Annotated in this window: 25 protein-coding genes and 1 riboswitch; of the genes, 6 read left to right on the top strand and 19 right to left on the bottom strand. The window is 70.0% G+C overall.

Features of this window, described 5'->3' with window-relative positions; genetic code table 11:
• Positions 1-56: 56 nt before the first annotated feature.
• Positions 57-3584, bottom strand: coding sequence for a DNA polymerase III subunit alpha (dnaE, locus tag F0L68_RS22915; protein ID WP_149851691.1), 3528 nt, complete (start codon positions 3582-3584; stop codon positions 57-59).
• A gap of 157 nt (positions 3585-3741) precedes the next feature.
• Here dnaE and F0L68_RS22910 point away from each other — a divergent pair, with 157 nt between their 5' ends.
• A complete protein-coding gene (locus F0L68_RS22910) occupies positions 3742-4626 on the top strand; it encodes a spermidine synthase (RefSeq protein WP_149851690.1) in 885 nt (294 codons plus the stop codon).
• A 15-nt stretch (positions 4627-4641) separates the two neighbouring features.
• Here F0L68_RS22910 and F0L68_RS22905 read toward each other — a convergent pair whose 3' ends face one another.
• From F0L68_RS22905 to F0L68_RS22890, 4 genes are read right to left on the bottom strand one after another with little or no spacing between them, the layout of a single operon-like run.
• Positions 4642-5772 carry an ABC transporter ATP-binding protein gene (locus F0L68_RS22905; RefSeq protein ID WP_149851689.1) on the bottom strand — a complete coding sequence of 377 codons (1131 nt, stop codon included), beginning with the start codon at positions 5770-5772 and terminating at the stop codon, positions 4642-4644.
• Positions 5773-5775: 3 nt separating this feature from the next.
• Positions 5776-6606: a carbohydrate ABC transporter permease gene (locus F0L68_RS22900; RefSeq protein ID WP_149851688.1), complete on the bottom strand. Its 831-nt coding sequence runs from the start codon at positions 6604-6606 to the stop codon at positions 5776-5778.
• Positions 6603-7532, bottom strand: coding sequence for a carbohydrate ABC transporter permease (locus F0L68_RS22895; RefSeq protein WP_149851687.1), 930 nt, complete (start codon positions 7530-7532; stop codon positions 6603-6605). Before F0L68_RS22895 ends, F0L68_RS22900 begins: the two co-directional genes overlap by 4 nt.
• Before the next feature lie 10 nt (positions 7533-7542).
• Positions 7543-8949: an extracellular solute-binding protein gene (locus F0L68_RS22890; RefSeq protein ID WP_149851686.1), complete on the bottom strand. Its 1407-nt coding sequence runs from the start codon at positions 8947-8949 to the stop codon at positions 7543-7545.
• Between the two features lie 258 nt (positions 8950-9207).
• Between F0L68_RS22890 and F0L68_RS22885 the strand changes: the two genes are divergently transcribed.
• Entirely contained in the window at positions 9208-10224 is a 1017-nt protein-coding gene (locus tag F0L68_RS22885; protein WP_223199045.1) for an AsnC family protein, read from the top strand.
• Between the two features lie 19 nt (positions 10225-10243).
• On the opposite strand, the gene F0L68_RS22880 is transcribed toward F0L68_RS22885, so the two are convergent.
• The 3 genes from F0L68_RS22880 to F0L68_RS22870 all read right to left on the bottom strand — a co-directional run bounded on the left by F0L68_RS22880 (position 10244) and on the right by F0L68_RS22870 (position 12641).
• Positions 10244-11146 (bottom strand): aminoglycoside phosphotransferase family protein, encoded by a 903-nt coding sequence (locus F0L68_RS22880; protein WP_149851684.1) that lies wholly within the window; start codon positions 11144-11146, stop codon positions 10244-10246.
• 69 nt (positions 11147-11215) lie between these two features.
• A complete protein-coding gene (locus F0L68_RS22875) occupies positions 11216-11641 on the bottom strand; it encodes a hypothetical protein (protein ID WP_149851683.1) in 426 nt (141 codons plus the stop codon).
• Between the two features lie 124 nt (positions 11642-11765).
• On the bottom strand, positions 11766-12641 hold the full coding sequence (locus tag F0L68_RS22870; RefSeq protein ID WP_149851682.1) for a helix-turn-helix transcriptional regulator: 876 nt from the start codon (positions 12639-12641) through the stop codon (positions 11766-11768).
• Between the two features lie 177 nt (positions 12642-12818).
• Here F0L68_RS22870 and F0L68_RS22865 point away from each other — a divergent pair, with 177 nt between their 5' ends.
• Positions 12819-13601 (top strand): SDR family oxidoreductase, encoded by a 783-nt coding sequence (locus F0L68_RS22865; protein ID WP_149851681.1) that lies wholly within the window; start codon positions 12819-12821, stop codon positions 13599-13601.
• A gap of 44 nt (positions 13602-13645) precedes the next feature.
• Here the strand turns inward: F0L68_RS22865 and F0L68_RS22860 are convergent, their stop codons facing one another.
• The gene (locus F0L68_RS22860) at positions 13646-14893 is read right to left on the bottom strand and encodes an MFS transporter (protein WP_149851680.1); all 1248 of its coding nucleotides are present in this window, start codon (positions 14891-14893) and stop codon (positions 13646-13648) included.
• A 142-nt stretch (positions 14894-15035) separates the two neighbouring features.
• On the opposite strand from F0L68_RS22860, the gene F0L68_RS22855 reads away from it, so the two are divergent.
• Positions 15036-15971 carry a LysR family transcriptional regulator gene (locus F0L68_RS22855; protein WP_149851679.1) on the top strand — a complete coding sequence of 312 codons (936 nt, stop codon included), beginning with the start codon at positions 15036-15038 and terminating at the stop codon, positions 15969-15971.
• Here the strand turns inward: F0L68_RS22855 and F0L68_RS22850 are convergent.
• The 3 genes from F0L68_RS22850 to F0L68_RS22840 form a co-directional block, all read right to left on the bottom strand.
• The gene (locus tag F0L68_RS22850; protein ID WP_223199044.1) at positions 15968-16552 is read right to left on the bottom strand and encodes a Uma2 family endonuclease; all 585 of its coding nucleotides are present in this window, start codon (positions 16550-16552) and stop codon (positions 15968-15970) included. The two genes, F0L68_RS22855 and F0L68_RS22850, sit on opposite strands and share 4 nt — an antisense overlap.
• Positions 16553-16623: 71 nt before the next feature.
• Positions 16624-16827: a DUF397 domain-containing protein gene (locus F0L68_RS22845; RefSeq protein ID WP_149851678.1), complete on the bottom strand. Its 204-nt coding sequence runs from the start codon at positions 16825-16827 to the stop codon at positions 16624-16626.
• The gene (locus F0L68_RS22840; RefSeq protein ID WP_149851677.1) at positions 16809-17672 is read right to left on the bottom strand and encodes a helix-turn-helix domain-containing protein; all 864 of its coding nucleotides are present in this window, start codon (positions 17670-17672) and stop codon (positions 16809-16811) included. The genes F0L68_RS22845 and F0L68_RS22840 overlap by 19 nt, the downstream gene beginning before the upstream one ends.
• A gap of 110 nt (positions 17673-17782) precedes the next feature.
• On the opposite strand from F0L68_RS22840, the gene F0L68_RS22835 reads away from it, so the two are divergent.
• Positions 17783-18076, top strand: a complete 294-nt coding sequence (locus F0L68_RS22835) for a hypothetical protein (RefSeq protein ID WP_149851676.1) — start codon at positions 17783-17785, stop codon at positions 18074-18076.
• A 12-nt stretch (positions 18077-18088) separates the two neighbouring features.
• On the opposite strand, the gene F0L68_RS22830 is transcribed toward F0L68_RS22835, so the two are convergent.
• From F0L68_RS22830 to F0L68_RS22810, 5 genes are all read right to left on the bottom strand, one after another.
• Positions 18089-19018 carry an RluA family pseudouridine synthase gene (locus tag F0L68_RS22830; protein WP_149851675.1) on the bottom strand — a complete coding sequence of 310 codons (930 nt, stop codon included), beginning with the start codon at positions 19016-19018 and terminating at the stop codon, positions 18089-18091.
• Positions 19015-19632 (bottom strand): signal peptidase II, encoded by a 618-nt coding sequence (gene lspA / locus F0L68_RS22825; RefSeq protein WP_149851674.1) that lies wholly within the window; start codon positions 19630-19632, stop codon positions 19015-19017. Before lspA ends, F0L68_RS22830 begins: the two co-directional genes overlap by 4 nt.
• 233 nt (positions 19633-19865) lie before the next feature.
• Complete coding sequence (gene infA, locus F0L68_RS22820) at positions 19866-20090, bottom strand: translation initiation factor IF-1 (protein WP_149851673.1); 225 nt, start codon at positions 20088-20090, stop codon at positions 19866-19868.
• 82 nt (positions 20091-20172) lie between these two features.
• Positions 20173-20925, bottom strand: a complete 753-nt coding sequence (locus F0L68_RS22815) for a GNAT family N-acetyltransferase (RefSeq protein WP_223199043.1) — start codon at positions 20923-20925, stop codon at positions 20173-20175.
• Positions 20926-21162: 237 nt separating this feature from the next.
• A complete protein-coding gene (locus F0L68_RS22810) occupies positions 21163-22026 on the bottom strand; it encodes a hypothetical protein (protein WP_149851671.1) in 864 nt (287 codons plus the stop codon).
• 578 nt (positions 22027-22604) lie between these two features.
• On the opposite strand from F0L68_RS22810, the gene F0L68_RS22805 reads away from it, so the two are divergent.
• Positions 22605-23792, top strand: a complete 1188-nt coding sequence (locus F0L68_RS22805; protein WP_188316749.1) for a sigma factor-like helix-turn-helix DNA-binding protein — start codon at positions 22605-22607, stop codon at positions 23790-23792.
• Here F0L68_RS22805 and F0L68_RS22800 read toward each other — a convergent pair.
• The gene (locus tag F0L68_RS22800) at positions 23720-25069 is read right to left on the bottom strand and encodes an aminotransferase class V-fold PLP-dependent enzyme (protein WP_149851669.1); all 1350 of its coding nucleotides are present in this window, start codon (positions 25067-25069) and stop codon (positions 23720-23722) included. The two genes, F0L68_RS22805 and F0L68_RS22800, sit on opposite strands and share 73 nt — an antisense overlap.
• Positions 25070-25103: 34 nt before the next feature.
• Positions 25104-25218: riboswitch (SAM riboswitch) on the bottom strand.
• A 104-nt stretch (positions 25219-25322) separates the two neighbouring features.
• Positions 25323-26807, bottom strand: coding sequence for a potassium/proton antiporter (locus F0L68_RS22795; protein WP_149851668.1), 1485 nt, complete (start codon positions 26805-26807; stop codon positions 25323-25325).
• Between the last annotated feature and the right edge of the window lie 63 nt (positions 26808-26870).

Genomic DNA, 26870 nt, shown 5'->3' with positions numbered 1-26870 from the left:
GGTGTCCCCGCGAGGCGACAAGATCACCCGTTCAGAGCAACAACTCGACCGAGGGGCTACCCAAGGCAACTGGGGCCGAGCAACGCCTTCAGGTCGCCCATCAGCGAGGGCGACATGCTCACCCGCAGCGCGTCGTCCAGCTTCAGCACGGTGGTGCGCTGGCCGTTGACCAGGCTCAGGTGCACCTCGGCGGTGCCGGGATGCGCGGACAGCACGTCCTTGAGCTGGGTCACCACCTTCGGGGTGCACTTGGCCGCGAACATCTTCAGCCGCATCGCCGTGGTGCCGGCGGAACTCAGGTCCGGCACGGCGAGGTCGTTGGCGATCAACGAGATCCGGTCGTCCCGCTTCGCCACCCGCGCCTTGACCAGCACGATGGCGTCTTCGAGCACGCTCATCCCGTGCACCACGTAGCTCTTCGGGAAGAACAGCACCTCGATGCCGCCGACCAGGTCCTCCAGCTGGGCCGACGCCCACGGCTCGCCGTTCTTGTTGACCCGCCTGGTGACCGTGGACAGGATGCCGCCGATGGTGACCTGCGAGCCGTCCGGGACCTCGCCGGACAGAATGCGCGCGATCGAGGTGTCCGAGTGCGACTCCAGGATGTGCTCGACGCCGTTGAGCGGGTGGCCGGAGACGTAGAGACCGAGCATCTCCCGCTCCAGCGCGAGCTGGTGCTTGAGCTCCCACGCCTCGTCGGGCACCTTCACGTCGAAGATGCTGCCGACCTCCTCGGTGTCCCCGCCGCCGAACAGGTCGAACTGCCCGATCGCCTCGGCCTTCTTGGTGTCCATGATCGCGTCGACGGCCTCGGTGTGGATCATGTGCAGGCCCTTGCGCGGGTGGCCGAGCGAGTCGAAGGCGCCGGCCTTGATCAGCGACTCGACGACCTTCTTGTTGCACGCCTGTGTGTCCACCTTGCGCAGGTAGTCGGAGAAGTCGCTGTACTTGCCCTTCTCCTTGCGCGCCTTGGTGATCGAGTCGACCACGTTCGCGCCGACGTTGCGGATCGCGCCGAGGCCGAACCGGATGTCCTCGCCGACCGGCGCGAAGTCGCGCTCCGACTCGTTGACGTCCGGCGGCAACACCGTGATGCCCATCCTGCGGCACTCGGCGAGGTAGATCGCGGACTTGTCCTTGTTGTCGGAGTTCGTGGTGAGCAGCGCGGCCATGTACTCGGCCGGGTAGTTGGCCTTGAGGTAGGCCGTCCAGTACGCGACCAGGCCGTATGCGGCGGAGTGCGCCTTGTTGAAGGCGTAGTCGGCGAAGGGGACGAGGATGTCCCACAGCGTCTTGATCGCGTCGGCCGGGTAGCCGTTCTTGATCATGCCGGCCTCGAAGCCGGTGTACTCCTTGTCGAGGATCTCCTTCTTCTTCTTACCCATGGCTCGCCGCAGCAGGTCCGCCTGAGCCAGCGTGTAGCCGGCCAGCTTCTGCGCGATCGCCATGACCTGCTCCTGGTACACGATCAGGCCGTAGGTCGTGTCAAGGACCTCCCCGAGGCCCCCCACCAGGGCGGGGTGGATCGGGGTGATCTCCTGCGCGCCGTTCTTGCGCAGCGCGTAGTTCGTGTGCGAGTTCGCGCCCATCGGACCGGGCCGGTACAGGGCGATGACGGCGGAGACGTCCTCGAAGTTGTCCGGCCGCATCAGGCGGAGCAGGTCGCGCAGCGCGCCACCATCGAGCTGGAACACGCCGAGGGTGTCGCCGCGCGAGAGCAGCTCGTAGGTCTTCTTGTCGTCGAGGGTGACCTGGTCGAGATCGAGCGGGGGCTTGCCGCTGATCTCGATGTTCTTCAGGGCGTCGTCGATGATGGTGAGGTTGCTCAGGCCGAGGAAGTCCATCTTCAGCAGGCCGAGCGTCTCGCAGGTCGGGTAGTCGAACTGCGTGATGATCGCGCCGTCCTGGCCGCGCTTCCACAGCGGGATGTGATCGGTCAGGGGCTCCGCGGACATGATGACCGCGCAGGCGTGCACGCCAGCGTTGCGGATCAGGCCCTCGAGGCCGCGGCCGGTGTCGATGATCGACTTCACCTGCGGGTCGGTCTCGTAGAGGGTGCGCACCTCGGCGGCCTCGCCGTAGCGCTTGTGCGTCGAGTCGAACACCCCGGACAGCGGGATGTCCTTGCCCATCACGGGCGGCGGCATCGCCTTGGAGATCCGGTCGGCCACCGCGTAGCCGGGCTGCCCGTAGAGCACCCGCGCGGAGTCCTTGATCGCGGCCTTCGCCTTGATCGTGCCGAAGGTGATCACCTGGGCGACCTTGTCCTCGCCCCACTTCTCCGTAACGTAGCGGATCACGTCGCCGCGCCGACGCTCGTCGAAGTCGATGTCGATGTCGGGCGGGCTGACGCGGTCCGGGTTGAGGAACCGCTCGAAGATCAGGCCGTGCGCGAGCGGGTCGAGGTCGGTGATGCCCATCGCGTACGCGATCAGCGCGCCTGCGGCGGAGCCACGGCCGGGGCCGACCCGGATGCCGTTGGCCTTGGCCCAGTTGATGAAGTCGGCGACGACCAGGAAGTAGGCCGGGAAGCCCATCTGGAGGATGACGCCGATCTCGAACTCGACCTGCCTGCGGTGCTCCTCGTCGATGCCGCCGGGGAACCGCCGCTCCATGCCGAGCCAGACTTCCTGGCGGAAGTACTCGTCCTCGGTCATGCCCTCGGGGATCGGGAACCGGGGCATCAGGTTGCGGAACTCGAACATGCCGGTGGTGTCGACCCGCTCGGCCACCAGCAGGGTGTTCGCGCAGCCCTGCTGCCAGGCCTCGGACGAGTCGATCGCCCGCATCTCGTCGGGCGACTTGAGGTAGTAGCCCGAGCCGTCGAACTTGAACCGCGTCGGGTCCTGGAGTGTCTTGCCGGTCTGGATGCACAGCAGCGCGGCGTGCGACTCCCGTTCCTCGGGGTAGGTGTAGTGCGAGTCGTTGGTCACCACGAACGGCAGGTTGAGTTCCTTGCCGACCTTGAGCAGGCCGTCGCGGACGCGGCTCTCGATCTCGATGCCGTGGTCCATCAGCTCGACGAAGAAGTTCTCCGCGCCGTAGATGTCCTTCCAGTCCGAGGCGGCCTGGAGGGCTTCCTTCTCGTGGCCGAGGCGGAGCCGGGTCTGCACCTCGCCCGATGGGCAGCCGGTGGTGGCCATCAGGCCAGCGGAGTTCTCCGCGAGCAGCTCGCGGTCCATGCGCGACCACTTGCCGAGCTGGCCCTCGATGGAGGCGAGGCTCGCGGCGCGCATCAGGTTGTGCAGGCCCTCGTTGTTGCGGGCCCAGATGGTCTGGTGGGTGTAAGCGCCGCTGGCGGAGACGTCGTCGCTCTTCTGGCCAGGGTCGCCCCACAGCACGCGCTTCTTGTTGAACCGCGACTCCGGGGCCAGGTACGCCTCGATGCCGATCACCGGGGTGATGCCGGCCGCCGTCGCCTGCCGGTAGAAGTCGTAGGCGCCGTACATGTTGCCGTGATCGGTGATCGCGGCGGCGGTCATGCCAAGGCGCTCGCACTCGGCGAACATGTCCTTGAGCCGCGCCGCGCCATCGAGCATCGAGTACTCGGTGTGCACGTGCAGGTGCACGAACGAGTCGGCCATACCCGACAGCCTCCTTGATCAAGAAATTGAGGCGCGGACACTGCCGCCGCCGGACCACCACCGAGCCTAGTCCGAGCCGAAGATCGACATGAACAAGGACACCCCGGGTGTATACGCCACCCCACCGACAATCTGCGGCCGGGCGATACTGGGCCACATGGCCGACCAGCGACGAGGCGCGCGATCCACCGAGCGGCGGCGGCGCGGGCCGGAGCCGATCTGTGAGCAGGTCGACTCCGGAACGGCCACCCTGAGGCCGGATCGCGACCGTCCGAGGGCGTGGACCCTGCTGGTCGACGACACGCCCCAGTCGCACGTCGACCTCGACGACCCCGGGTACCTGGAGTTCGAGTACGTGCGCAGGCTCGGGCACGTGGTCGACCACCTCGCGCCGCGCGGGCGGCCGCTACAGGCGCTGCACCTTGGCGGGGGCGGCATGACGCTGCCGAGGTACATCGCGGCGACCAGGCCGAGGTCGAGTCAGCAGGTGATCGAGATCGACGGCAGGCTGATCGAGCTGGTCCGCCGGGAGCTGCCGCTGGACCGCACCTGGCGGCTCAAGGTCCGGCAGGGCGACGCGCGGGCGCTGCTCGCGAAGGCGCCGGAGGCCGCGTTCGACCTGGTGGTCGGCGACGTGTTCGCCGGGTCGAGGACCCCGGCCCACCTGACCTCGGTGGAGTTCGTCACGGCCGTGGCCAGGGTGCTCGGGCCGGACGGCGTGTACGCGGCGAACGTGGCCGACGGCGCGCCGCTGGCGTTCGCGCGGGCTCAGGTCGCGACCGTCTCGGCGGTGTTCCCGCAGGTGTGCCTGATCGCGGACGCGCCGGTGCTGCGCGGGCGGCGGTTCGGGAACCTGGTGCTGTTGGGGTCCCGGCGTGAGTTGCCGATCCCGGAGCTGACGCGGTTGGCGGCCTCGGACCCGTTCCCGGGACGGGTGGAGCACGGGCGGTCGTTGCGAGACTTCACCGGGGGTGCCGGGGTGGTCACGGACGCCGGCGCGGTGGCTTCGCCCGCGCCGCCCGCCGGGGTGCTGGGGTTGTGAGATAGACACCACCCCTCAGGCGCGGCTGCGGTCGAACTCGGCCGAGTGATCCGAGGGCCGCGCCGACAGCAGCAGCCCGTCCTCCCCGCCGTAGAGCAGCAGCCGCCCGGCCTCCGGCACCACGCACAACCGCGTACCCACCGCGGGCTCGTGCTGCTCCGGCACCGTCAGCCCGACCAGCGTCCCGTCCGCGCACTCGATGGTCACCAGCGACGTCACCCCGAGGTTCTCCACGATCGCCACCGCGCCCAGGATCCCCGCGACACCCTCGGTCACCTCCTGCGCACCAGGAACCACCCTCAGGTACTCCGGGCGGATACCGGCCACCACGGGCGTCCCCTCGACCAGGTCAAGGCCCTCCGGCGGGGCGAGGCGCGCGCCCGCCACCTCCACCATTCCGTCGGCGATCAGCCCGTCCAGCAGGTTCATCGGCGTCGACCCGATGAAGTTCGCCACGAACGTGTCCACCGGCCGCTGGAACACCTCCTTGGGGCTGCCCAGCTGCCGGATCGAGCCCGACTCCATCACGGCGATCCGGTCGGCCAGCGCCAACGCCTCCGCCTGGTCGTGCGTCACGAAGACCGTGGTCAGGCCGAGATCCCGTTGCAGCTTCTTCAGGAACGTCCTGGCCTCCAGCCGCAGTCTCGCGTCCAAATTGGACAGTGGCTCGTCGAGCAGCAGCACGTCCGCCTCGACGGCGATGGCTCGCGCCAGCGCCACGCGCTGCTGCTGGCCGCCGGACAGCTGGCCGGGCCTGCGGTCGAGCAGGGCGCCGAGGCTCAGGCCCGCCGAGGTGCGCTCGGCGGCGTCGCGCTGGCTCACCTTGGACATCCGGCGCACCCGCAGCGGGTAGGCGATGTTCTCCGCGACCGTCATGTGCGGGAACAGCGCGTAGTCCTGGAACACCATGGCCACTCGCCGCGCGCCGGGATCCAGCCTGGTCACGTCGCGGTCGCCGATGCGCACCGCGCCCTCGGACGCCTGCTCCAGCCCCGCCATCGTCCGCAGCAGCGTGGTCTTCCCGCACCCGGACGGGCCGAGCAGCGCGAAGAACTCCCCGTCGGCGACGGTCAGGTCGAGGCCGTCCACCGCGCGCACCCCGTTCGGATACACCGTGGACAGCTCGGCGATCTCGATGCCGGCCATGTGTCAACCCCCCTTGATGCCGCCGTGGAACCGGAATCCGTACCGCTTGTTCACCACCAGGTACAGCACCACCACGGGAATCGAGTACAGCAGCGAGAACACCGGGATCACCGTCAGGTTCGCGCTGCCGCCCTCGTCCTGGAGGGTGCGCAACAGCACGGCGGCCGGCTGCTGGCTCACGTCGCGCAACAACAGGAACGGCAGCAGGAAGTTGCCCCACGCGTTCACGAACGCCCACACCAGGATGGTGGCGATGCCCGGCCGCGACACCGGCAGCACGACGTGCGCCAGCACCTGCCTCGACGACGCGCCGAACACCCTCGCCGACTCCTCGTACGACCTCGGCACGGCGTCCATGAAGTCCTTGAGGATGAAGATCGCCGCAGGCAGCATGCCGCCGGAGATCACCAGCGCCGTGCCGAACTGGGAGTTGATCAGGCCGAGCTGGAACATCATCACGAAGATCGGCACCATCGCCGCCGTGCCGGTGACCACGCTGGAGAGCAGCAACAGCAGATACAGCAACAGGTCCCGGCCGGGGATCCGCACGCGGGACAACGCGTAGGCGGCGAGGGTGGCGAACGCGGTGGTGACGGCCGTGGCGATCAGGCACAGCACCAGCGAGTTGACCAGCGAGGTCAGCGCGTAGGGATGCCGGAAGGTCGCGGTGATGTTGCCCGTCGTCCAGTCCGGCCACCGGATGCCGAGGCCCGGCTTGGTGTCAAACGGCGCGCTGGCCAGCCACAGCATGGGGATCGCGAAGAACGCGAGCAGCACCGCGATGAGCACGTAGAACGCGATCCTGCGCAGCATCCAGGCGGGCCCCCGGGTCATCCGCGCCTCCGCAGCAGTCGCAGGTAGACGAGCGCCACGAGCAGGTTTCCCAGCAGCAGCAACAGGGACACGGCCGAGGCGTAGCCGAGTTGGCCGCCTTCCAACGCCTGCCGGTAGATGAACACCGGCAGCGTCTCGGACGCGTGGTTGGGGCCGCCCGCGGTGAGCAGGAACGGCGTGAAGTCGTTGGCGGTCCACAGGCTGATCAGCAGCGTGTTGGTCAGCACGTGCCCCCTGATGTGCGGGAACACCACATCCCGCACGGTCTGCCAGCCGCTCGCGCCGACCAGCCGCGCGGTCTCCAGCTGCGAGGGCGGCACGGCGGCCAGCGCGGAGGTGTAGAGCAGCATGGAGAACGCCGTGCCGCGCCAGGTGTTGAACACGATCAGGCTGGCCATCGGGTACGTGACCAGCCACGCGGTGCCCGGCGTGCCGAGCAGCGCGTTGAGCGTGCCGCCGTTGCGGTCCAGCACCGCGAACCACAGGTAGGCCACCACGGTGCTTGGCAGGATCCAGGACAGCAGCACCATCGACTCGACGGTCCGGCGCAGCCACGGCCGCACCCCGCGCAGCAGCCAGGCCAGCGCGAAGCCGAGCAGGTTCTGGCCGATCACCGCAGAGCCGAGCACGAACAGCACGGTCAGCCAGACCGCGTTGTGGAACAGCCCGTCGTTCAGCGCGGACAGGAAGTTCGCCAGCCCGACGACCTTCGGGGCCGCCGCGGCTGCCCCGGTGAGCTGGTAGTCGGTGACGCCGATGTAGATCGTCCACAGCGCGGGAAAGACCAGGAACACGCCGATCAGCACGAGCGCGGGTGCCACGAACCCGACGGCCCGCGCGCGGCCGAGGCCGGCGGCGTCGGTCGCGGCGGCCCGACTCCCGGCGCGCCGGTTCCGCTGTGGGGCAGGGACTTCCCGCTCGAGCACCACCTCAGGTTCAGCCGCCGGCAACGGAACCCTCGCCGACCGCCTTGACCAGGGCCTGTTGGTAGGCCGCCGCCGCCTCGTCCGGGCTCTTGCCGCTGACCACGTCGGCGGTCGCCTGCTGCAACGCGGCGGACACCTTCGGGTAGTCGGCCAGCCCCGGCCGGTACTGGGTGATCGGCAGCACGGACCTGGCGACGAAGCTCAGCATCGGGTCGCCGGCCAGCACCTGGTTGTTCACGTCCGAACGCTGGGTGATCTGCGCGGCGCCGCCGAGCCGCGCCCTGGTCGCCTCGGCGGAGTTCATGAACTGCATCAGGTCCCACGCCTGCTTCGGGTACTTGCTGTTCGGGTTGATCACCCTCACCGCCCCGCCGGACATGCTGACGAAGTTCTGGTTGTTCACGCCGCCACCCGGCCGCATCGCGGGGATCAGCGCCCAGCCGACGGCCGTGTCGCGGTCGGCCATCTTGGCCACGCCCTTGGTCGGCTCGACCACCGACCGCCACAGGTAGTCGCTCTCCAGCAGGATGCCGATCTTGTTGTCGGCGAACTCGGCGAAGGACCTGTCGCGGCCCTTGGCCTCCTGCTGGAGCAGCGGGTCGCCGAGGCCGCCGGAGTAGATGCGCCGGTAGAGGTCGAGCACCTGCTTGACGTTCTGCGTCGCGCCCTGCCACTTGCCGTCGGCGTAGATCGGTTTGCCGGTGCCGACCAGCGCGGGCAGCACGCCCTGCATCGCGGTCGCCTCGCCCATCGCGGTGCCGGCGTTGAGCTGGATCGGGGTCACCCCGGCGAGCTGCTTGAGCGACTGTCCTGCCGCGAGCACCTCGTCCCAGCTCTTGGGCTGCCAGTCGCTCGGCAGGCCGGCCTGCGCGAACAGCTTCTTGTTGAAGTACAGGACGCGCCCGTCGGTGCCGATCGGGATGCCGTACCGCTTGCCCTGGAAGTTGCCGAGCGCCTGCACCGCGTCCGGGATCTGGGACCAGCCGTCCCAGGCGGACACCGTGTCCTTGCCGACGACGTCGTCCAGCGGCCTGAGCTGGCCGGCCTGAGCGAACTCGCCGAGCCAGATGCCGTCCAGCTCGACGATGTCGCCGCCGCCCCCGGTCTTGAAGTCGAGCGCGATCTTGGTCTTGTAGTCCTCGTCGGCCGCGCCGTTGGCCTCGAACTTCACTGTCGCGTTGACGCCCTTGGCCTTCTCCGCCTCGGTGAACTTCGGGATCACCCAGTCAGTGATCCACGCCGCTCCCGCCGCGTTCTTCCCGCCTGCGACGGAGTTCGCCACGATCGTGAGGGTGATGTCCTTGGCGTCCGCGTTGTTCTTGTTGTCCGCGTTCGGCGTCTGTCCGAGGCAACCGCCGAGCAGCCCCCCGACCAGCAGAGCGGGGACCAACCGGGCCAGAGCGGTTCTCCGTCGCATGCGAACGCGCCTCCTCGTGGACGAGCTGGGCGTTGTCGAGGGCTCTCGATCATCCTCAGGTATCGGCGTCAATCGTGACAAGGGTCACGGGGATCCGGTAGGCGCGTTCGGGGGAGGCAGGGACGACTCGGACACGATCTGATCTAGCGCACGTCCCACGGCCAGCCACCGACGCGAAGATCCGGACGGGCGGGTAGCGTGCGGGCCGTGGTGGCGCCCGATCCAGTCGACGCCCGTCTCCTCGCAATGATCGCGGAGATGGGTCGCGCGGCCGTGCACGAAGTCGCGGCCCGGCTCGGTATGGACCCGAGGGAGGCCGCCGCGCGGCTCGTCGCGCTGTCCGGCAGCGGGCTGCCGCTGCTGGTCGGCGTCGAGTGCGACCCGAACGGCGTGCGCACCGCGCTGGCCAACGCGGCGGCGTGGGGCAGCTACACCGGACCGCAGAGCTCCCCCGCCGCCGGCTACGCCCCACCGGCCACCGGCAGCGGCTACGCCCAGCCGGGCGCGAGCAGCGGCGGCTACGCGGTGCAGGGCACCCCGAGCGGCGCCTACAACGCCCAGCCCCCCAACGGCGGCTACCCGGCGCAGAACCTGCCGTCCGGCGGATACCCGGCCCCGGCGAACCGCCAGGGCTACCAACAGGGCGGCTACCAGCAGCAACCCGTCCAGCAGTACCCGCCGAGCGCGCCCTTCCCCGCACAGCAGCACCAGGGCCCGCCGAGCCAGCCGTTCCCGGCGCAGCCGGAGCCGATCAGCACCTGGGGACCGCCGCAGTCCGCGTCCTGGGCGCGCGGCGACCAGCCGCAGTCCCAGGGCCCGCAGGCGATCTTCGGCGGCGAGACCGGGGCTCCAGGGCAGCGCACCGGCAAGATCGGCACCGCACTCCAGACCGAGGGCCTTGAGGGCGAGCGGCTGTCGATCCAGCTCGTCGAGGTCGTCGACCCTGCCGACTTCCTGTTCACCGCGGCCGGCTACCGGCTGGAGCCGGGCGAGCGGTCGGTGGTCGTGCACACCGAGTTCACCAACAAGGGCCAGGTGCCGTTCGCGGCGCTGCCCGACATGTACCTGGTGCTGGTCACCAAGGGCGGCAACGTGTCCAAGGCCCCGGTGTCGCTGTCGTCCCGGCCGCCGCACCGGATCGGCGTGCCGCCGGGCGAGACCGCGGGCGGCCACACCGTCTACGTGCTGCCGGAGGACGTGCAGGTGCACTCGGTGCGCTGGGCCCCGCGCCCGGACGACGAGCTGCACAGCCTGGTCTGGACCGTCGAGAACTGAGCCGACCGGCCGGTTCGTCCTAGCCGACGCTGTCGGCCAGGACCTCGTCGATCACGCGGCGGTGGACGGCGGCCCGTTCCTGGTCGCCGTCGATGCACTTGGCCAGCATCACCAGTGCCTTCCACAGCGCCCAGCCCCTGGCCCGCGCCCAGGTTCCCTCGTCAAGGTCGACCGTCTGCTGGAAGGCCTGTCGGCTGTCGCCGGTGAACATCGTCCAGGCGATCACCAGGTCACAGGCCGGGTCGCCGACGCCGCAGGTGCCGAAGTCGATGACGGCCGTCAGCTTTCCGTCCGCGACCAGGAGGTTCCCTGAGGCGATGTCGCCGTGGAACCACACGGGCGCGGCATCGAACTCGGTGGCCAGGGCGGTCTGCCAGACGACGGCGGCCGCAGCGGTGTCGACGCGGCCGGCGAGCGCGGCCAGGGCGCGGCGGGTGCCCTCGTCATAGGCGGCGGGCGAGGCTCCCCGGTAGAAGCTGTGCTCACCGCCGACCGGGCCGCCGACGGTGTCGCAGCGTTGCAGGGCACGGAGGAACTCGGCCACCGAGATCGCGAACTGCGACAGGTCGTCGAGGTGTTCCGGATCGGCCGTCTGACCGGGCAACCAACCGCGAACGGACCAGGGGAATGGATATCCCTCGCCGGGGACGCCCTCGGCCAGGACGACCGGCACCGCGACCGGCAGTGCCGGCGCCAACCGGGGCAGCCAGTGGTTCTCCTTCGCGACGGCCGGGACGTAACCGGCCGCGGTGGGCAGCCGCACCGTCAGGTCGTCGCCGAGCCGGTAGGTCCGGTTGTCCCAACCATCGACCTCGACCGGGATCACCGCCAGGTCGCTCCACTGCGGGAACTGCGCGGCGATCAGTCGCCGCACGAGATCGGCGTCGACGCCGGCGCGGCCGTCCGCAAGAGTTGAGCCCATGCCGCGATCATCGCGTTCGGTGATCGAGTGCGGCAACGGATTTGTCGGGACTCGGTCGTCGTGCTGGTGTCACTTCTGCTTGGGGAAAGCGGCGCTCAGCGCGGAACCTCGGGTCGTGACGGCGACGCCGACCAGGGCGAGGGTGGACAGGCCCTGGAGCACGGCGTACCACGGCGGGCAGATGCCGGGGATCAGGTCGACGCCGATGATCGCGATCGGCGCGATGGTCGAAAGGGTGCGCACGCGGTCGAACGCCTTGTATGACCCCTGCGAGGCGCGGACGACCATCCGGTAGATCAGCGGGGCGACCGCGAGCAGGATCGCTCCCCTGATCCACATGAACGGGGTCGCCTCGTGGCCGGTGAACGCCATCACGGCGACCGTCCCGAGGACGATGGCGCCGACGGCGCCGAAGAGCGTGACGCATTTCCGCACCGTGTCGAAGGCCGCCTGGGTGCGGGAGTCGCCGGGCTGGGTCGTCGTGGTCGTCGCCATGATCGTTCGTTCTCCTCCGTGTCGTTGTGAAAACGACGCTACGGAGCGCCCGGTCGGCTCGGCATGGGTCTGGCCGTACGGGTGGGTGGGGCTGGACCCACTCCTGACGCGAGCGAGAAAAGGCCTACTCGGACGCGGACCTGACGGCGGAGTTCGGGGCGCCGGTCCAGTTGGCGAGCAGGCGCAGCGCCGTCTCCGACGCCGAGCCCGCCTCGGTCGTGTAGACGCACAGCGTCTGGTCGGCGTCGCCGAGCACGGCGACGCACTCGTAGTCGACGGTGAGGTCGCCGACCAGCGGATGGTGGTAGCGCTTGGTTCCGTGGCTGCGCTCGCGGACGTTGTGGCTCGCCCACCAGCGGCGGAACTCCGGGCTCTTGACCGCGAGCTCGCCGACGAGCTCCGCGAGCAGCGGGTCGTCGGGATGACGCCCGGCGTCGAGGCGCAGGACGGCCACGTTGTCCCTGGCCACCTCCGCCCAGTCGACGTAGAGGTCGCGGGCTGACTCGTCGAGGAAGGTGTACCGCAGCACGTTGCGGTCCCTCGGTGGCAGCGCCTCGAAGTCGGTCATCAGCGCCCTGGCCAGCCGGTTGCTGGCGAGCACGTCCATCCGCCGACCGAACACCCACGCCGGGGTCACGTCGTCGAGCGTCTCCAGGACGCGCCGCACTCCTGGCCGGACCCGCTGCACCCGCGCAGGCGGGCGGCGCCTGCCGCGACGGGGACTGGTCCGCGCGAGCTGGAAGAGATGGGACCGCTCGATCTCGTCGAGGCCGAGGGCGCGGGCGACGGCGTCGAGGACCTCGTCGGACACGTTGAGATGGCGGCCCTGTTCGAGCCGGCTGTAGTAGTCGACGCTCACCCCGGCGAGCTGGGCCACCTCCTCCCGGCGCAGCCCGGGCACCCTGCGCACGCCGGCCGTGCCGCCGAGCTCGACGTCGTCCACGCTCAGGCGGGCGCGGCGCGAGCGCAGGAACTCCTTCAGCTCGACGTTGTGGTCCATGAATCCAGTCTGACGGGCCTGGCCGCGCCCCGCCCCGGCGAACCTCGGTCTGCTGGACCGAGGTTCGCCGCACCGAGGTCGGGCAGGGCTCGGTTGGGCCGACTTCGGCGCTCCGCCCGGTGGTTGTCTCGACAACGCGGCCGAACCGCCGCGAACCACACGAAAGTGAGCGCACAGATGACCATCTCGACAGTGCCCGCCACCACTGCGCTGGCCGGTCGCGTCGCCGTCGTGACGGGCGCCTCCAGCGGTATCGGCGAGGCCACGGCCAGGCGGCTGGCCGCGTCCGGCGCGCGGGTGGCCGTACTCGCCCGCCGCGCCGACCGACTGGAGAACCTCGTCGGGGAGATCGAGCAGGCCGGCGGGTCGGCGCTGGCCCTGCCGGTCGACGTGACCGACGCCGCCGCCCTGCGCGACGCGGCCGAGCGGGTGGCCGCCGTGCTCGGCACGACCGACCTGCTGTTCAACAACGCCGGCGTCATGCTGCCCGCACCGGTCGAGGAGGTGCCGGTGGAGCAGTGGCAGCACCAGATCGACCTGAACGTGACCGGGCTGATGAACACGATCGGCGCGTTCGTCCCGCACCTGGTCGCGGCGGCGGCGGACCGGGGGGTGGCCGACCTGGTCAACACCTCCTCGATCGCCGCCCAGAACATCTTCCCGAGCTTCGCGGTCTACTCGGGCACCAAGGCCTACGTCACGCACCTGTCCCGCACCCTCCGCGCGGAGCTGGGGGCCAAGGACGTCCGCGTGTCCGTGATCGAGCCGGGCATCGTGGGCACGGAGCTCCAGGGCCACGTCACCGACGCCGGCGCGCTGGCGTGGCTGGATGGCGCGAAGAAGGAGATGACCTGGCTCGCGTCCGAGGACGTCGCCGAGGCGGTCAACTTCCTCGTCGCGCAGCCGGCGCACGTGAACTTCCAGCAGATCACGATCATGCCGACCCGCCAGCCCTCCTGACGGGCCACGCCGGGCCTTCGTGCCGGAGGCCCGGCGGCCCCGCATTAGACACTGTCCAGCACGGCAGGCTCCCGCTCCTGCCGCGCCAGACGGTCCTTTTTGGGCAGCAGCAACGGAGTCGCCAGCATGAGCAGGCCGGCGATCGCGATCGCGGCGCGGGGGCCGGTGACGCCGGCCAGCAGGCCCCACAGCGCGGTCGTGGCCGCGGTGGTGGCCTTGCCGGTCACCGACCACGCGGACAACACGCGGGCGACCCGGCCCGTCTCGGTGTGTTCGAGCCGGTAGGTCGCGTACACCGGGTTGAACACGCCGATGCAGGTGATCATCCCCAGCTCCACGACGATGACGAGCACCAGCCCGGAGACACCGGGCTGGATGAAGGCCAACCCGACCAACCAGCACGCCCGCAGCGTTCCGGCGGTGCGCATGACCCTGCGCCGGCCGAACCGCGTGACGAGCGGGGCGGCCAGCCGCGCGCCGACGAGCCCACCGACGCACGGCAGGGCGAACGCGAGCCCGTACTGCCACGGCGTGAACCCGAGCGGCCCGAGCATGAGGACGGTCAGCAGCGGCGCGATCGCCATGATCAGGCCGTTCACCAGGATCGTGTTGCAGAACAGCTGACGCAGCACCGAGTTCGTCAGGATGTACCGCCATCCCTCGAGCACGTCGCCCGCCCGCCACTTCGGCGCGGCGGCGCGCGCGGGCCTCGGCTCCCGCCCGCCGATCGCCCGGATGCCCACCGCAGAGAGCAGGTAGCTGACCGCGTTGACCAGCAGCGTCGCGACCGGGCCGAACAGCCCGACCGCGGCCCCGCCGAGCGGCGGCCCGAGGATGGTGGCGGTCCAGGTGGTCGACTCGAACCGCCCGTTCGCGCGGAGCAGATCCTCCTTCCGCACCAACGCTTTCAGGGTCGCGCCGCTGGCCGCCGTGAACGTGATGTCGGTGGCGGCGACGATGACCGACACGACCAGGAGCTGCCCGAAACCGAGCCACCCCAGCGCGTACGCGGCCGGCACGCTCAACACCGCAGCGAACCGGGTCAGGTCCATCGCGATCATCACCGGCCGCTTGCGCCGGAACTCCACCCACGGCCCGAGCGGCACCGCCACCACGGCACCGACCGCGAGTCCCGCGGCGGCCAGCACCGACACCTCGGCCGTGCCAGCGTGCAGCACCAGGACCGCGATCAGCGGGACCGCGTCGAACGCGAGCCACGAGCCGATCGCGCTGACCGCGAACGCCGCCCAGAGCCACTCGAACTGCCGCCCGAGCGACCGCCTGCCCGTCATCTCCGCCACACCCCCGCCATCGCTTTGGCTCGACCAACCCGTCGTTGACCTGGCAGATCAAAGCGAGCGAGAGACCGGCGGATCAAACAACCGACCGGCCGGCGAGCCACAACCAGACGTTGTGCCGCTACGTTTCCTCGACGTGAACCTCGATGCCGTGCGCGCCTTCCTCGCCGCAGCCGACGCCGGCCAGTTCCAGGACGCCGCCGACGATCTGGCGATCACCCAGCAGGCCGTCTCGAAGCGCATCGCCGCGCTCGAACAGGATCTCGGCGTGCGGCTGTTCACCCGCACGCCGCGCGGTGCCAGGCTCACCATCGACGGTCGGGCCTTCCTGCCGCACGCCCGCGATCTCCTGCTCGCCGAGGAACGGGCGGTCGACTCCGTGCGGCCCGGCCGGCGCGCGCTGCGCGTCGACGTCCTCAGCACGAAGATCGCACCAGCGCGGCTGTTGCGCGACTTCCACCGCGCGCATCCTGCGATCGAACTCGACGTCGTGACCACTCTGCCCGACGCCGACGCGGCCATCGCCGCCGTCCGGTCCGGCACGATCGACGCGTCCTTCCGCGCCGTCGTCGTGCCGGCGCGGCAGCTCCCCGACGACGTCGAGGCCGCGCGCGTCCTCGACGACCCCATTCAGCTCCTCACCGGCCCCGCCCACGAGCTGGCCGCCGCCGGAGTCGTCACACCGGCCCAGCTGGCCGGGCGCCGGATCTGGATGCCGGGCAACGCAGCCGGCACCGAGTGGGCCGCCTTCTACGACGAACTCGCCGCCGCGTTCGGGCTCGTCATCGACGCGGTCGGCCCCAACTTCGGCACCGACGACATGATGGAGCTGATCGCCGACTCCCCGACGCTGGCGACCTTCGTCAGCCCGCACATCCGGCTCGTCTGGCCGCCCCACTACGACCTGCGCCGCATCGACGTGCGCGACCCGACACCGGTCTACCCGCACTCGCTGATCTGGCGACGCGACAACCCGCACCCCGCGCTCGCCGCGTTTCGCGAGTTCGTCGACGCCGCGCGGGAAGGCCACCGCCACATCGACACCTGGCCGCCGGCCTTAGCGCCTCGCTAGTACAGGTCCGCGAAGACCACGGCCAGGTCGAAGGGGTCGGAGACGGTCATCTCGGCGACGTTCACGCCGGCCGAGGCGTAGGAACCGGTGGTGGGGTCCAGCCGGTAGCGGAACACGGTCAGCCTGCGATCCCCGTCGTCGCTGTTCTCGATCCGCCAGAAGTGCCCGATGCCGACGGCCGCGTACTCGGCGGGTTTGTCGGTCTGGTCGGCGGTCACCGAGCCCGGCGACATCACCTCGACGACCAGCAGGCAGTCCTCGGGCCGCAGCACCGCGTCGTCGGTGACGGACGCGTCGTAGACGACGATGTCCGGGCGGCGGTTGAGCAGCGGAAACTCGCGCATCCGGAGGTCGACGTCGGTCGCGACGGCGAAGGTGGGGCCGCAGGCGTCCTCGATCAGGTTGGCCAGGCGGCGGGCGATGATCTGGTGTGCGCGGCGGGGAGCGGCGTTCACGACGATGGCTCCGTCGACGATCTCGATGCGGCGGCAGATGTCCTCGGGGAGGGCTTCGTAGTCCTCCGCGGTGATTCCCTCGGGCGGGAGCACCATCCAGTCGGGCAGGGCGGCCAACGCGGTCATTCGCGGACCCCTCTCCTCGCGCGTACCGGCCAAGGATACCAACGAGCGCCATAGCCGCAGGTCAGTCGAGACTAGGGGCGGTCGAACCGGCCGACCTTGACGGCGGCGAGGAAGCCGCTCCAGCGTCGAGGGTTGACGGAGAGGTGGCCGCCGCCGGGGTTCTTGCTGTCTCGGACTCCGGCGGCGGAGCCGAACGCGACCTCAACGCAGTCGGCGTTGCCACCGCTGTAACTGGACTTGCGCCAGTGAGCCAGGTTCAGACCGACCGGTCCCATTCGCTGCACTCCTTGTCGATGTATCGCCGCATCAAGGCCAGCGAGTCCTGCGGACTCAAGGCCGCACCGCACAAGTGCTGGAACGCCAGCCTATACCGCTCAACGTCGAGGCTTTCCTCCAAATACAATGTGCCTTTGAGATGATCAACCGCCACAACACCGTCACCGTCATCGAAGCGGAAGCACGAGAACGGCACACCCATTGCGATGTGCTCGCCCGCGCGCATCGGCAGCACCTGAAACTGGACGCCCGGCCGGGCCGCCAACTCAAGGATGTGCGCCAACTGGGTGCGATGCACCTCAGCTCCGCCAACTGGCCGAATCAGTGCCGACTCGCCGATAACCGCCCACAACGAAAGTCCGTTGTCAGCAGCCAGTTGTTGCCGCTTCATCCGTAGCTCGACCCGCTTGTTGATCAGCTCCTCAGGAGCTGTCGGATCCGCCGCGCGGATGACCGCGCGTGCGTAGTCACCGGTCTGCGTGAGGCCGGGAAACAGGTCGATCTGGAAGTTGGCGACGCTGACCGCATCGGTCTCCAACTCCATGTAGTCCAAGCTGTCCGAGCTGAGTGTGCCGTCGTAGCTGGAGTACCAGCCGCGCTTACGCGACTCCCTGGTCAGCCTGACCAAGCTCTCCACTGTCTGCGCCGGAGCGCCGTAGAACTCGGCCAACTGCCGGACCTCATCGGCGTTCAGGCCGATGATCGCGCCTTCCATCTTGCTGATCTTGGGCTGACCACAGCCGAGATGCTTGGCCGCGTCCTCGTGCGTCAGGTTGGCCTGCGCGCGGAGGTCGCGCAGCCGCCGCGCTACGCGGCGCCGCTTCGCCGTGGGTTTCGATGCCATGTCGACCCCGATCGAGTGAAGATGGGAATCTATGCCCGAATAAGCTTGCCGCTGGCAGTGAGCGCGAGCAATCTAGCAGCGACCATTCCCGTAGGCACGCAGGGGTTGACATGGAACGTCACATTCTCGTCGCCGATATCCGCGCCGACACCGAAATCCGCAGCTGGGCCAGCGAGGAAATGTCCCGCATCTGCGTCCAACTCCACGCCAGCACCGGCGAGGTCTTCCTCGGCCTCACCGAGGAGGGCGCGCGCCAGCTGCTCGACACCGTCGAACACCAGCTCAACCTGCTCTGGCCGCCCGACACCTGCCCCGACTGCAACGGCACCGGCAGCCAGTGGGTCCCCATGGCGGTCGGCTCGGCACTCCTCACCTCATGCCACTGCGCGCCCCGCGCGAACTAGCCGCGAACTAGCTCAGCCCTCGGCCCTCAACATATCCAGCGCGGCCTGAAGATCCGCCGGGTACTCGCTGGTGAACTCGACCCACTGCCCGTCCGCCGGGTGGTGGAACCCGAGCGTCCGCGCGTGCAACCACTGCCGCGCCATGCCCAACCGCTTGGCCAGCGCCGGATCCGCCCCATACGTCAGATCCCCGACACACGGGTGCCGCAGCGCCGAGAAGTGCACCCTGATCTGGTGCGTCCGCCCGGTCTCCAGGTGCACGTCCAACAGCGACGCCGCGCGGAACGCCTCCGCCACCTCGTAGTGCGTGATGCTCGGCTTCCCGTTGGCCATCACGGCGAACTTGTAGTCGTGCTTGGGATGCCGATCGATGGGCGCGTCGATGGTGCCCTTGGTCGGATCGGGATGCCCCTGCACCAGCGCGTGATACAGCTTGTCCACGGTGCGTTCCTTGAACGCGCGCTTGAGCACCGAATACGCGTGCTCGCTCTTCGCCACCACCATCACACCCGTGGTGCCGACGTCCAACCGGTGCACGACGCCCTGCCGCTCGGCCGCGCCCGAGGTCGCGATCCGCACGCCCGACGCCGCCAGCCCGCCGACCACCGTCGGACCGGTCCAGCCGGGGCTGGGGTGCACGGCGACGCCGACCGGCTTGTCCACGACGATCACGTCGTCGTCCTCGAACAACACTTGCAGGCCCTCGACCGGCACGGCCTGCACCTGCACGGGCCGCTCCGGCTCCGGCAGCGTGACCTCCAGCGTGGAGCCCGCGACCAGCCGGTCCGACTTGCCGGCCTCCTGACCGTCCAGCAGCACATCGCCCGACTCGGTCAGCGCGGCCACCACGGTCCGCGACAGGCCCAACAGCTTGGCCAGCCCGGCGTCAACCCGCATGCCGTCCAGCCCGTCGGGCACCGGCAGCGTCCGATACCCACTCATGCGGTCTCGTCCTCGTTCTTCTTGTCGTTCGCGGCAGAGCTGTCGCTCTTGGCCTTGCTCTTGTTCTTGGTCGAGGTGCCGTCGTAGTCGCGCTGCAACAGCGCCATCAGCACGATCAGCGCGCCGCCGACGCAGATCGCCGAGTCGGCCGCGTTGAACACGGGGAACTTGTCGCCGTAGGGGGCGAACACGGAGATGAAGTCGACCACGTGGCCCTGGAACGGGCTCGGCGCGCGGAAGATCCGGTCGGTCAGGTTGCCGAGCGCGCCGCCGAGCACCAGCCCGAGGCCCAGCGCCCAGCCGACCGACCGCAGCCTCGGCGCGAGCCAGATGATCGTGCACACCACACCGACGGCGACGATCGCGAGCACCCAGGTCATGCCCGAGGCGATGCCCCACGCGGCGCCGCCGTTGCGGAGCACGCTGAAGTAGACCAGGCCGCCGAGCAGCTTCACCGGGGCGGTGTGCTCCAGGTTCGCGACGACCAAAGTCTTGGTCAGCAGGTCCAACCCGAGCGCCGCGACGGCCGCGACGGCCAACAGTCCGAGTCGTCGTCTGGGTTGCTGGCTCGGCACGACGGCCTCGGTCGGTTCGGTGCTGGGCTCGGTGCTCACGGACCCATTGTCCAGCACGTTCGCGCAGCACGGCCCGCCGGGCACTCGGCGGGCTCGTCAGAGCGGACGAGCCGCCATCCGCGTCGCCGCCGGCCGGGCCGCGGCTCCGGCGCAGGGCGAGAGGCGGCAGCGGTATCGGCAGCGGTATCGGCGGCCGGCTCGAAACCGGACGCCGATACCCGTCACCTCAGGCCGACGACGTGCCTACCCGGCCGCTACGACCTGTCCGGCTGCTACGACCTGTACCGGAAGCGAATCCGGCCTCGGTTGAGGTCGTACGGGCTCAGCTCGACGAGCACCCGGTCGTACGGCAGGATCTTGATGTAGTTCTTTCGAATCTTTCCGCTGATGTGCGCGAGCACCTTGTGCCCGTTCTCGAGCTCCACCCGGAAAGTGGCATTGCGCAGGCATTCGACGACGGTGCCCTCGACTTCGATGCCCCCTGCTGTCTTTGACATGTTCTCGTTTTCTCCAGTCGGTGACTGTGCGATTGGTAAGGACTGTGCAATCAATAAGGAAGGAAGGGAAACGAACGTCGCGTCAGCGGCGGATCAATTCCAGGCTGCTGCTCGCCCGCCGGGCGCCGATGCCGTCGAACAGCGCCGTGGCAGCCGCGTTGGACTCGTTCACCTCTGCCGATGCCGTGTCGATCCCGGCGCTGTGCAGCGAGCCCAGCACGTGGGCCAGCAGCGCGCGGGCGATGCCGCCGCGTTGCTGGCCGGCCCGGACCGCGATGATCCCGATCCGTGGCAGCCGGGTGATCATCACCACCCGAGCCAGCCCCACGTACTGGTCGGCCTGGGCCGCCACCGCGTACTTCGGCAGGTCCGGCATGGTGATCCCGTGCGGGCGGGGCAGCACCTCGGCCGGCATCTCCTGCCAGCCGACCGTGCTCTCGACCTCGTCGCGAATCGCGCGGTCCAACTCGCGCAGCGGGCCCAACTTCGCCGCACCGGCGGCCACGATCGTCACCCCTGAGGGCGGTCGCACCGAGTCGAGCCCGGTGACCCGGGGGTCGGTGGGCACGACGTACTCCCACTCGCGGCGCCGGGTCGTGAAGCCGGCCCGCTCCCAACTGGACGTCAGGTCGAGGTCGGCCTCGTCGACCACCGTGTACAGCGGCGTCGGCAGGTCCGCCAGCATCACGCCGGCCAGCCGGTCGAAGACCAAGTCGTGCCACGAGTCGATGCTGAGGAAGATCCGCCCGTCCGGCCGGCGTGTGGCCTCGCCTCGGCCGACCGTCCGGTCGTCCTCAAGGGCGTGCCAGTGACTGTCCGCGACCCGGGTGATCACGACCGGGTGCTCGTCCGTACTCGACGTAATATGCGCAGAATTCATAGCGTGCCACCTTCGGGATTGCCTTGTTGAGGCGCTCCCGGCGACACCTATGTGTATCGCCCGACCGTGACTCCGAGGGGGAGCGCCCATCCGCCTACTGCGTTCATGGGGCTCACCTCCTAGCGCGATTTCACGGTCGCCCGGACTTTATCAGTCCGAGCGTCATCCACCCAACCAATTTCCGCCGGCCGACTACACCAGGTCGGCGCGGCGCACGACGACCCACTGCTCACCGGGCCGATCCAGGACGACCGGATCCCACCGCGGCCGCAACGCGGCGACCAGCTCGGCACCCCGCTCGATCAGCGAACTCACGGCGGGTTCACCCACGACGATCAGGGCGGACCAGTCGACGTGCGCCATGAGGTAGTCCTCGGTGATCCCGAACTGGGCGTCCAGGATCGTCACCACGTCATGGCCGGTGTCCGGGCCCGACCGGACCGCGCTGACATCGGGCACCTCGACGGCCGCAGCCTCGACGGTCTCAACCTCGACGCCGACGCCGTCCTCGCCAGCGTCGTCAGCGCCCTCGTCCCCGTCGTCCGCGTCGTCGGCGTCGTCCTCGTTCTCGGCGCGCTGCTCGAACCAGACGTAGCTGTCGAGTTTGTCGATGCGCCGGCACAGGTCGAACGCCTGCTCGTCGGAGAGGGTCAGGGTCACCGTCCGGCCGTCGACCAGGGTGAAGGTCAGCTCGGCCTCCGGGACACCGGCACTGCCGGGTTCGGCCTCGACGGTCCCGGCGACCTCCCCGGACAGTCCGAAGTCGGCTGGGCTCTCGCGTCCCGCACCCAGCGACGGCAGGTTCGCGGCCATCTCCACCACGCAGTGCGCGGCGGTCCAGAACGCCTCCTTGTCCCGGAACTTCCTGCGGCTGCTGGTCAGCGTCCGCCCGATCCCCAGCGGCTCGACGCGGGCCTCCACGCTGCCGGTGCCGGACTCGTTGTCCCAGTTCGCGATGACCGTGACGTTGTTGGCCAATCGCTTGCGGTAGTTCTCGGTGTGGCCGTATCGGGCGAGTTCCCAGCCGCCAACCAGCTCGGGCCGATCGTCGGTCACTGCGGATTCCTCTCGCGTGTCGCTGGGGGTGGAAGGTCGTCGGTCAGGTCGTCGGGTGGGTCGTCGCCAGCACGGAGTCCAGCCGCGCGGCCTGGTCGCCCATGTCGCCAGCACCGATGATCAACACAGTGGTCACCGGGCGATGATAGGCACCGATCTCGCGCCCAGCCTGGCTGTTCGACAACTTCACCGGACGCCGGCCGCGCGTCCGGGGCCCCGGTTTGCCGCTCCGCCAGCATATGCAATATCGCAGAATGCTTAATTTATTGTCGCGGCGGCCTTTGCCCGACATCGCACACCCGCCAGTTTCACCCAGCTAGCGTTGCACGCAACTACGCGCCGCTGACACCAGAGAATGCACATGTTTCCAACCACTGAGGTTTCCAGTGTTGTAGACCCAGAGGAGACGACCTTGTCCAGCAACATCATCCTGTATGGCGGGCTCGCCGTGGCGGCGCTCAGGGGCGCACTCGACGCCAGAGAGGTTCTCCTGTCGAGCGTCTCCAGGTCGCGGACCAGGCGAAAGCACGGTCGGCCGGCGAGCCAGCGAACTCGGCACGCGGCAGGCGGAGGTCGCCATGAGTAGCACTGCCCTCGTCCCGTTCGAGGATTTCTTCACGCAGTGGCGTCACCCATTGGTGCGCTTTCTGGTTCAGAAAGGGGCGAGTTGGTTCGACGCCGAGGATGCGGTGCAGCTGGTGCTGATGAAGACTTTCAGTCGCGCGACACAGGTGCGGAACCGGGGCGCCTATCTTCGCCGGGCGGCGATGTACACGTTGTCCGCCATGAAGAAGTGCCAACTCCGCGACCAGATCAGGGCCGAGAACTGGACTGGCCGACCACGTGAGCTCTCCGCCGCCGACATCTGTCACCGGGATCGCGAGATCGACACCGTGCGAGAACTCCTGGCGATCCTGCCGCAACGACAACGGCAGGTCGTGGCCGGACTCTACGACGGGTACCAGCCCAACGAGATCGCCGACGCGTTGGGCGCGTCACCGGCGACGGTCCGCTCGAACCGTCGACATGCGCGCAGAACGCTCGAACCGTTCACGGTTGGCGGCGATCGCGAATCCCGCCGATGGATGCGTTCGGGAGAAAGGATCTACGACGCGTTCCACCGAGGAGAGCCCCTTCCGCTCCTCCCGCGCCCGGTGATCGATCGGGCGTGGCGGGTGGCCAAGTACCTTCAGCTGGATCCTGAGCGCGGCGTCGAGATGGAGACCCCCAGCCCGGACGAGGTGATGCACCGACGCCGAACGTCCCAGCTCGCAACGCACTCATGGGTGCTGTCCGCCATGACCGCGCTGGCCGAGGCCACCGGACAGATGATGGTCGTCGTCGACGGTGACGGCGTGGTGCTGTGGCGGGACGGCGACCGGAGAACACAGGATGCCGCCGAGAAGCTGGGTTTCGTCGCGGGCGCCAGGTGGGACATCAGGCACGCCGGCGTCAACGGCATCGCGCTCGCCCTCATGACCAGGAGAACCATGGCGGTCAGTCGATGGGAACACTCCGTACAGACTCAGCACGATCTCGCCTGCGTCGCTGTGCCCGTTCTTGACCCGTGGGACGGGCGCGTGTCGTGCGTGTTGAACCTGACCGGAACCCAGACGACCGTGCCGCAGGCCATCCGGCGTCAGGTCGACACGATCGGCCTGCGGCTGCACCAGGAGTTGACCAGGACGGTCGGTCAGCCCGCGAGGAACGGCGGCAGCGGGCGGCTGTCCTGCTCCGGCACCCAACGGCCGTCGTCCTTGCGGTAGCGCCAGTTCGGGCCGTCCGCGACGAGCGTGCGCAGCGCGTGCACCAGGCGGTCGACGTGCTCGGCCGTGCTGCCGAGCCCGAGGCTGGCGCGCAGCGCGCGGGTGTCGTCCGAACCCGCCTGACGCAGCAGCCGGGTCGTCGCCACGTGCGCGCAGAACGCCCCGTCGCGCACGCCGATGCCGTACTCGGCGGCCAGCGCGGCGGCCAGCAGGCCGATGTCCTGGCCGTCGACGGTGAAGCTGACCACGCCCACCCGGTCGTGGCCCGAGCCGAACAGGCTCAGCTCGCGCAGGCCGGGCACGGAGGCCAGGCCCGCGCGCAGGCGGCGCAGCAGGGCCTGCTCGTGCGCGTTGACCGCGTCCCACTGCTGCCCGAGCACGTCGCAGGCCGTGGCGAGGGCGTGCACGCCGACCACGTTGGGCGAGCCGGCCTCGTGCCGCTCGGGCACCGCCGACCAGGCCACGCCGAGGTGGTCGCCCCAGTCGGTGACCTGACGGGTCGCGCCGCCGCCGACGAGGTACGGCTCGGCGGCCTGCAACCAGTCGGCCTTGCCGACCAGCGCACCGGCGCCGAAGGGCGCGTAGAGCTTGTGGCCGGACAGCGCGACGTAGTCGACGTCCAGCGTCCGGACGTTGATCGGCCGGTGCGGGGCGAGCTGCGCGGCGTCCAGCGCCACGCGCGCGCCGTGCCGGCGGGCGATCCTGGCCAGCTCGGCGACGGGCCACAGCTCGCCGGTGACGTTGGACGCCCCGGTGAGCACGACCAGGCGCGGGCCCTCCGGCGTGGCGGCCAGCGCCTCGTCGAGGGCGAGCGCGGCGGCGGCCGGCGTCGCCGGGGTCTGCACGCGGCGCACGTTCGGGCCGCGCCACGGCAGCAGCGCGGCGTGGTGCTCGGTGTCGAACAGCACCACCGAGGTGTGCCTGGGCAGGCTGCGGGCCAACAGGTTCAGCGAGTCGGTGGTGTTGCGGGTGAACACGACCGCGTCGGTGGAGCGCGCGCCGAGGAAGCGCCGCAGCGCGTTCCTGGCCTGCTCGTAGACGCGGGTGGACACCTGGGAGGCGAAGCCCGCGCCGCGGTGCACGCTGGCGTACCAGGGCAGCAGCTCGTCGACGGCGTCGCGGACCGGCGTCAGACAGGGCGCGCTGGCCGCGTGGTCGAGGTTCGCGTAGTCGACGTGCTCGCCGGTGACCAGCGGCACCCGCAGCGATCCGCCGACCACGGCGGGGATCGGGGCCGTCGAGGCGGCGGTACGGGCCTGGGGCACGGCGAGCGTCATGACAGACCTCCGGGGTCCCTGGGGACCCGCGAGGGGTCCGCGCTTGCCCGCCGCGACCCGCGACGGACCAGGTCCTCACCCGGGGCACCCCACCGCGGTTGGAGGGTTGCCGGCCAGCGAGCCGGGGCTTGACGCTGGCGCTCATGACCTTGAATCCGACCTTAGCCGACGAATTTCGGCTCCGCGACCCTCGCCCACATCCTGGGAGCGACCGTGTATCCCTCAGGGGAACCCGCAGACGCGGGATTCCATATCAGTCGGCGGAGCCCGACTCGCCCTTCCAGCGGGCGTAGCGGCCCGCGCGGTCCACGGCCCGGATGCGCTGCTCGGTCGCGGTGCGGGCGGCCTCGGTGGTCACCACCAGCAGCTGGTCGCGCTCCTGGAGACGGGTGGTGGCCTTCGGGGTGAAGCCCGCGCCCTCGCGCACCACGAGGCTGACCGTCGCGCCGGTCGGCAGCCGCAGCTCGGACAGGTACACGCCGTGCAGCCGGGATCCCGGCTGGATCCGCACCTGCACGAGGTTCGCGCCGAGCTCGTCCAGCGGCGCGGAGTCGACCTCGATCTCCCTCGGTTCCGAGGTCGGCCTGGCGAGGCCGAGCCACCGCGCCGCAAGCGGCAACGTGCTGCCCTGCACCAGGGTCAGCACGATGACGAGCACGAACACCACGTCCACCAGGTGTTGCGCGTCGGGCACTCCCCTGGTCAGCGGGACGAGCGCGAGCACGATCGGCACCGCGCCGCGCAGCCCGGACCAGGACAGGAACGCCTGTTCCCGCCAGGGCATCCGGAACGGCAGCGCGGACAGCAGCACCGACAGCGGGCGGGCCAGCAACAGCAACACCGCGCCCGCGACGAGCGCGGGCACCACGGCGTGCAGCAGCCGGCCCGGCGCGGCGAACAGTCCCAAAAGGACGAACAGGCCGATCTGCGCCAACCAGCCGAGCCCCTCGGCGAAGGACAGCGTGTCGGACCGGTGCGGCAGCTTGGCGTTGCCCAGCATCAGTCCGGCCGTGTAGGTGGCGAGGAGTCCGGACGCGTGCGCGAGGTCGCCGGCCGCATAGGCCAGCACGCACACCGCGACGGTGGCCAGCGGGTACAGGCCGGTGGCCGGCAGGGCGGCGCGACGCAGCGCGGCGGCGCCGATCCAGCCGAGCGCGCAGCCGAGCACCGCGCCGACGCCGAGTTCGTAGACCAGCAGCAGCGGCGCGGTCCAGCTCAGGTCACCGGAGGCGAGCAGCACGACGGCGATGAAGACGGGCGCGTCGTTGAGGCCGGACTCCAGTTCCAGCGTGCCGGCCAGGCGTTTGCCGACGCGGACCGAGCGCAGCACGCTGAACACGGCCGCCGCGTCGGTCGAGGACAACACGGCGCCCCACAACAGCCCGACGCGCCAGTCGAGGCCGAGCAGGAAGTGCAGCGCGGTGCCGGTGACGGCGATGCTGACGCCGACGCCCACAGTGGACAGCACGACGCCGAGCCCGAGCGCGGGCCGGACGTCCGACCAGCGCGTGGTCAGGCCGCCCTCGCTGAGGATGAGCACCAGCGCGGAGATGCCGAGCGCCTGGGTCAGCTGGGCGTCGTCGAAACGGATGCCCAGCCCGGATTCTCCCAGCAGCACGCCGATGCCGAGATACAGCAGCAGCGAGGGCAGGCCGAGCCTGGTGGAGACCCGCACCGCAATGACGGACACGAGCAACACCACGGCACCGATGCCGAGCGCGGTCGTGAGTCCGTCCACTCCGCCTCCCGGTCATCGCCTGTCGGTGACCCCATTGTCTCCTGAAGTCACCGGAAAGGACTA

The sequence above is a fragment of the Solihabitans fulvus genome, assembly GCF_008386585.1.
Classification (GTDB): Bacteria; Actinomycetota; Actinomycetes; order Mycobacteriales; family Pseudonocardiaceae; genus Solihabitans; species Solihabitans fulvus.
This window is presented reverse-complemented; position numbering and strand designations above follow the sequence as displayed.

Excerpts from the sequence above, each read along its gene's own strand:
- dnaE (WP_149851691.1), bottom strand. The coding sequence starts at position 3,584 with ATGGCCGACTCGTTCGTGCACCTGCACGTGCACACCGAGTACTCGATG.
- F0L68_RS22910 (WP_149851690.1), top strand. The coding sequence starts at position 3,742 with ATGGCCGACCAGCGACGAGGCGCGCGATCCACCGAGCGGCGGCGGCGC.
- F0L68_RS22905 (WP_149851689.1), bottom strand. The coding sequence starts at position 5,772 with ATGGCCGGCATCGAGATCGCCGAGCTGTCCACGGTGTATCCGAACGGG.
- F0L68_RS22900 (WP_149851688.1), bottom strand. The coding sequence starts at position 6,606 with ATGACCCGGGGGCCCGCCTGGATGCTGCGCAGGATCGCGTTCTACGTG.
- F0L68_RS22890 (WP_149851686.1), bottom strand. The coding sequence starts at position 8,949 with ATGCGACGGAGAACCGCTCTGGCCCGGTTGGTCCCCGCTCTGCTGGTC.
- F0L68_RS22885 (WP_223199045.1), top strand. The coding sequence starts at position 9,208 with ATGGGTCGCGCGGCCGTGCACGAAGTCGCGGCCCGGCTCGGTATGGAC.
- F0L68_RS22880 (WP_149851684.1), bottom strand. The coding sequence starts at position 11,146 with ATGGGCTCAACTCTTGCGGACGGCCGCGCCGGCGTCGACGCCGATCTC.
- F0L68_RS22875 (WP_149851683.1), bottom strand. The coding sequence starts at position 11,641 with ATGGCGACGACCACGACGACCCAGCCCGGCGACTCCCGCACCCAGGCG.
- F0L68_RS22870 (WP_149851682.1), bottom strand. The coding sequence starts at position 12,641 with ATGGACCACAACGTCGAGCTGAAGGAGTTCCTGCGCTCGCGCCGCGCC.
- F0L68_RS22865 (WP_149851681.1), top strand. The coding sequence starts at position 12,819 with ATGACCATCTCGACAGTGCCCGCCACCACTGCGCTGGCCGGTCGCGTC.
- F0L68_RS22860 (WP_149851680.1), bottom strand. The coding sequence starts at position 14,893 with ATGACGGGCAGGCGGTCGCTCGGGCGGCAGTTCGAGTGGCTCTGGGCG.
- F0L68_RS22850 (WP_223199044.1), bottom strand. The coding sequence starts at position 16,552 with ATGACCGCGTTGGCCGCCCTGCCCGACTGGATGGTGCTCCCGCCCGAG.
- F0L68_RS22845 (WP_149851678.1), bottom strand. The coding sequence starts at position 16,827 with ATGGGACCGGTCGGTCTGAACCTGGCTCACTGGCGCAAGTCCAGTTAC.
- F0L68_RS22840 (WP_149851677.1), bottom strand. The coding sequence starts at position 17,672 with ATGGCATCGAAACCCACGGCGAAGCGGCGCCGCGTAGCGCGGCGGCTG.
- F0L68_RS22835 (WP_149851676.1), top strand. The coding sequence starts at position 17,783 with ATGGAACGTCACATTCTCGTCGCCGATATCCGCGCCGACACCGAAATC.
- F0L68_RS22830 (WP_149851675.1), bottom strand. The coding sequence starts at position 19,018 with ATGAGTGGGTATCGGACGCTGCCGGTGCCCGACGGGCTGGACGGCATG.
- infA (WP_149851673.1), bottom strand. The coding sequence starts at position 20,090 with ATGTCAAAGACAGCAGGGGGCATCGAAGTCGAGGGCACCGTCGTCGAA.
- F0L68_RS22805 (WP_188316749.1), top strand. The coding sequence starts at position 22,605 with ATGAGTAGCACTGCCCTCGTCCCGTTCGAGGATTTCTTCACGCAGTGG.
- F0L68_RS22800 (WP_149851669.1), bottom strand. The coding sequence starts at position 25,069 with ATGACGCTCGCCGTGCCCCAGGCCCGTACCGCCGCCTCGACGGCCCCG.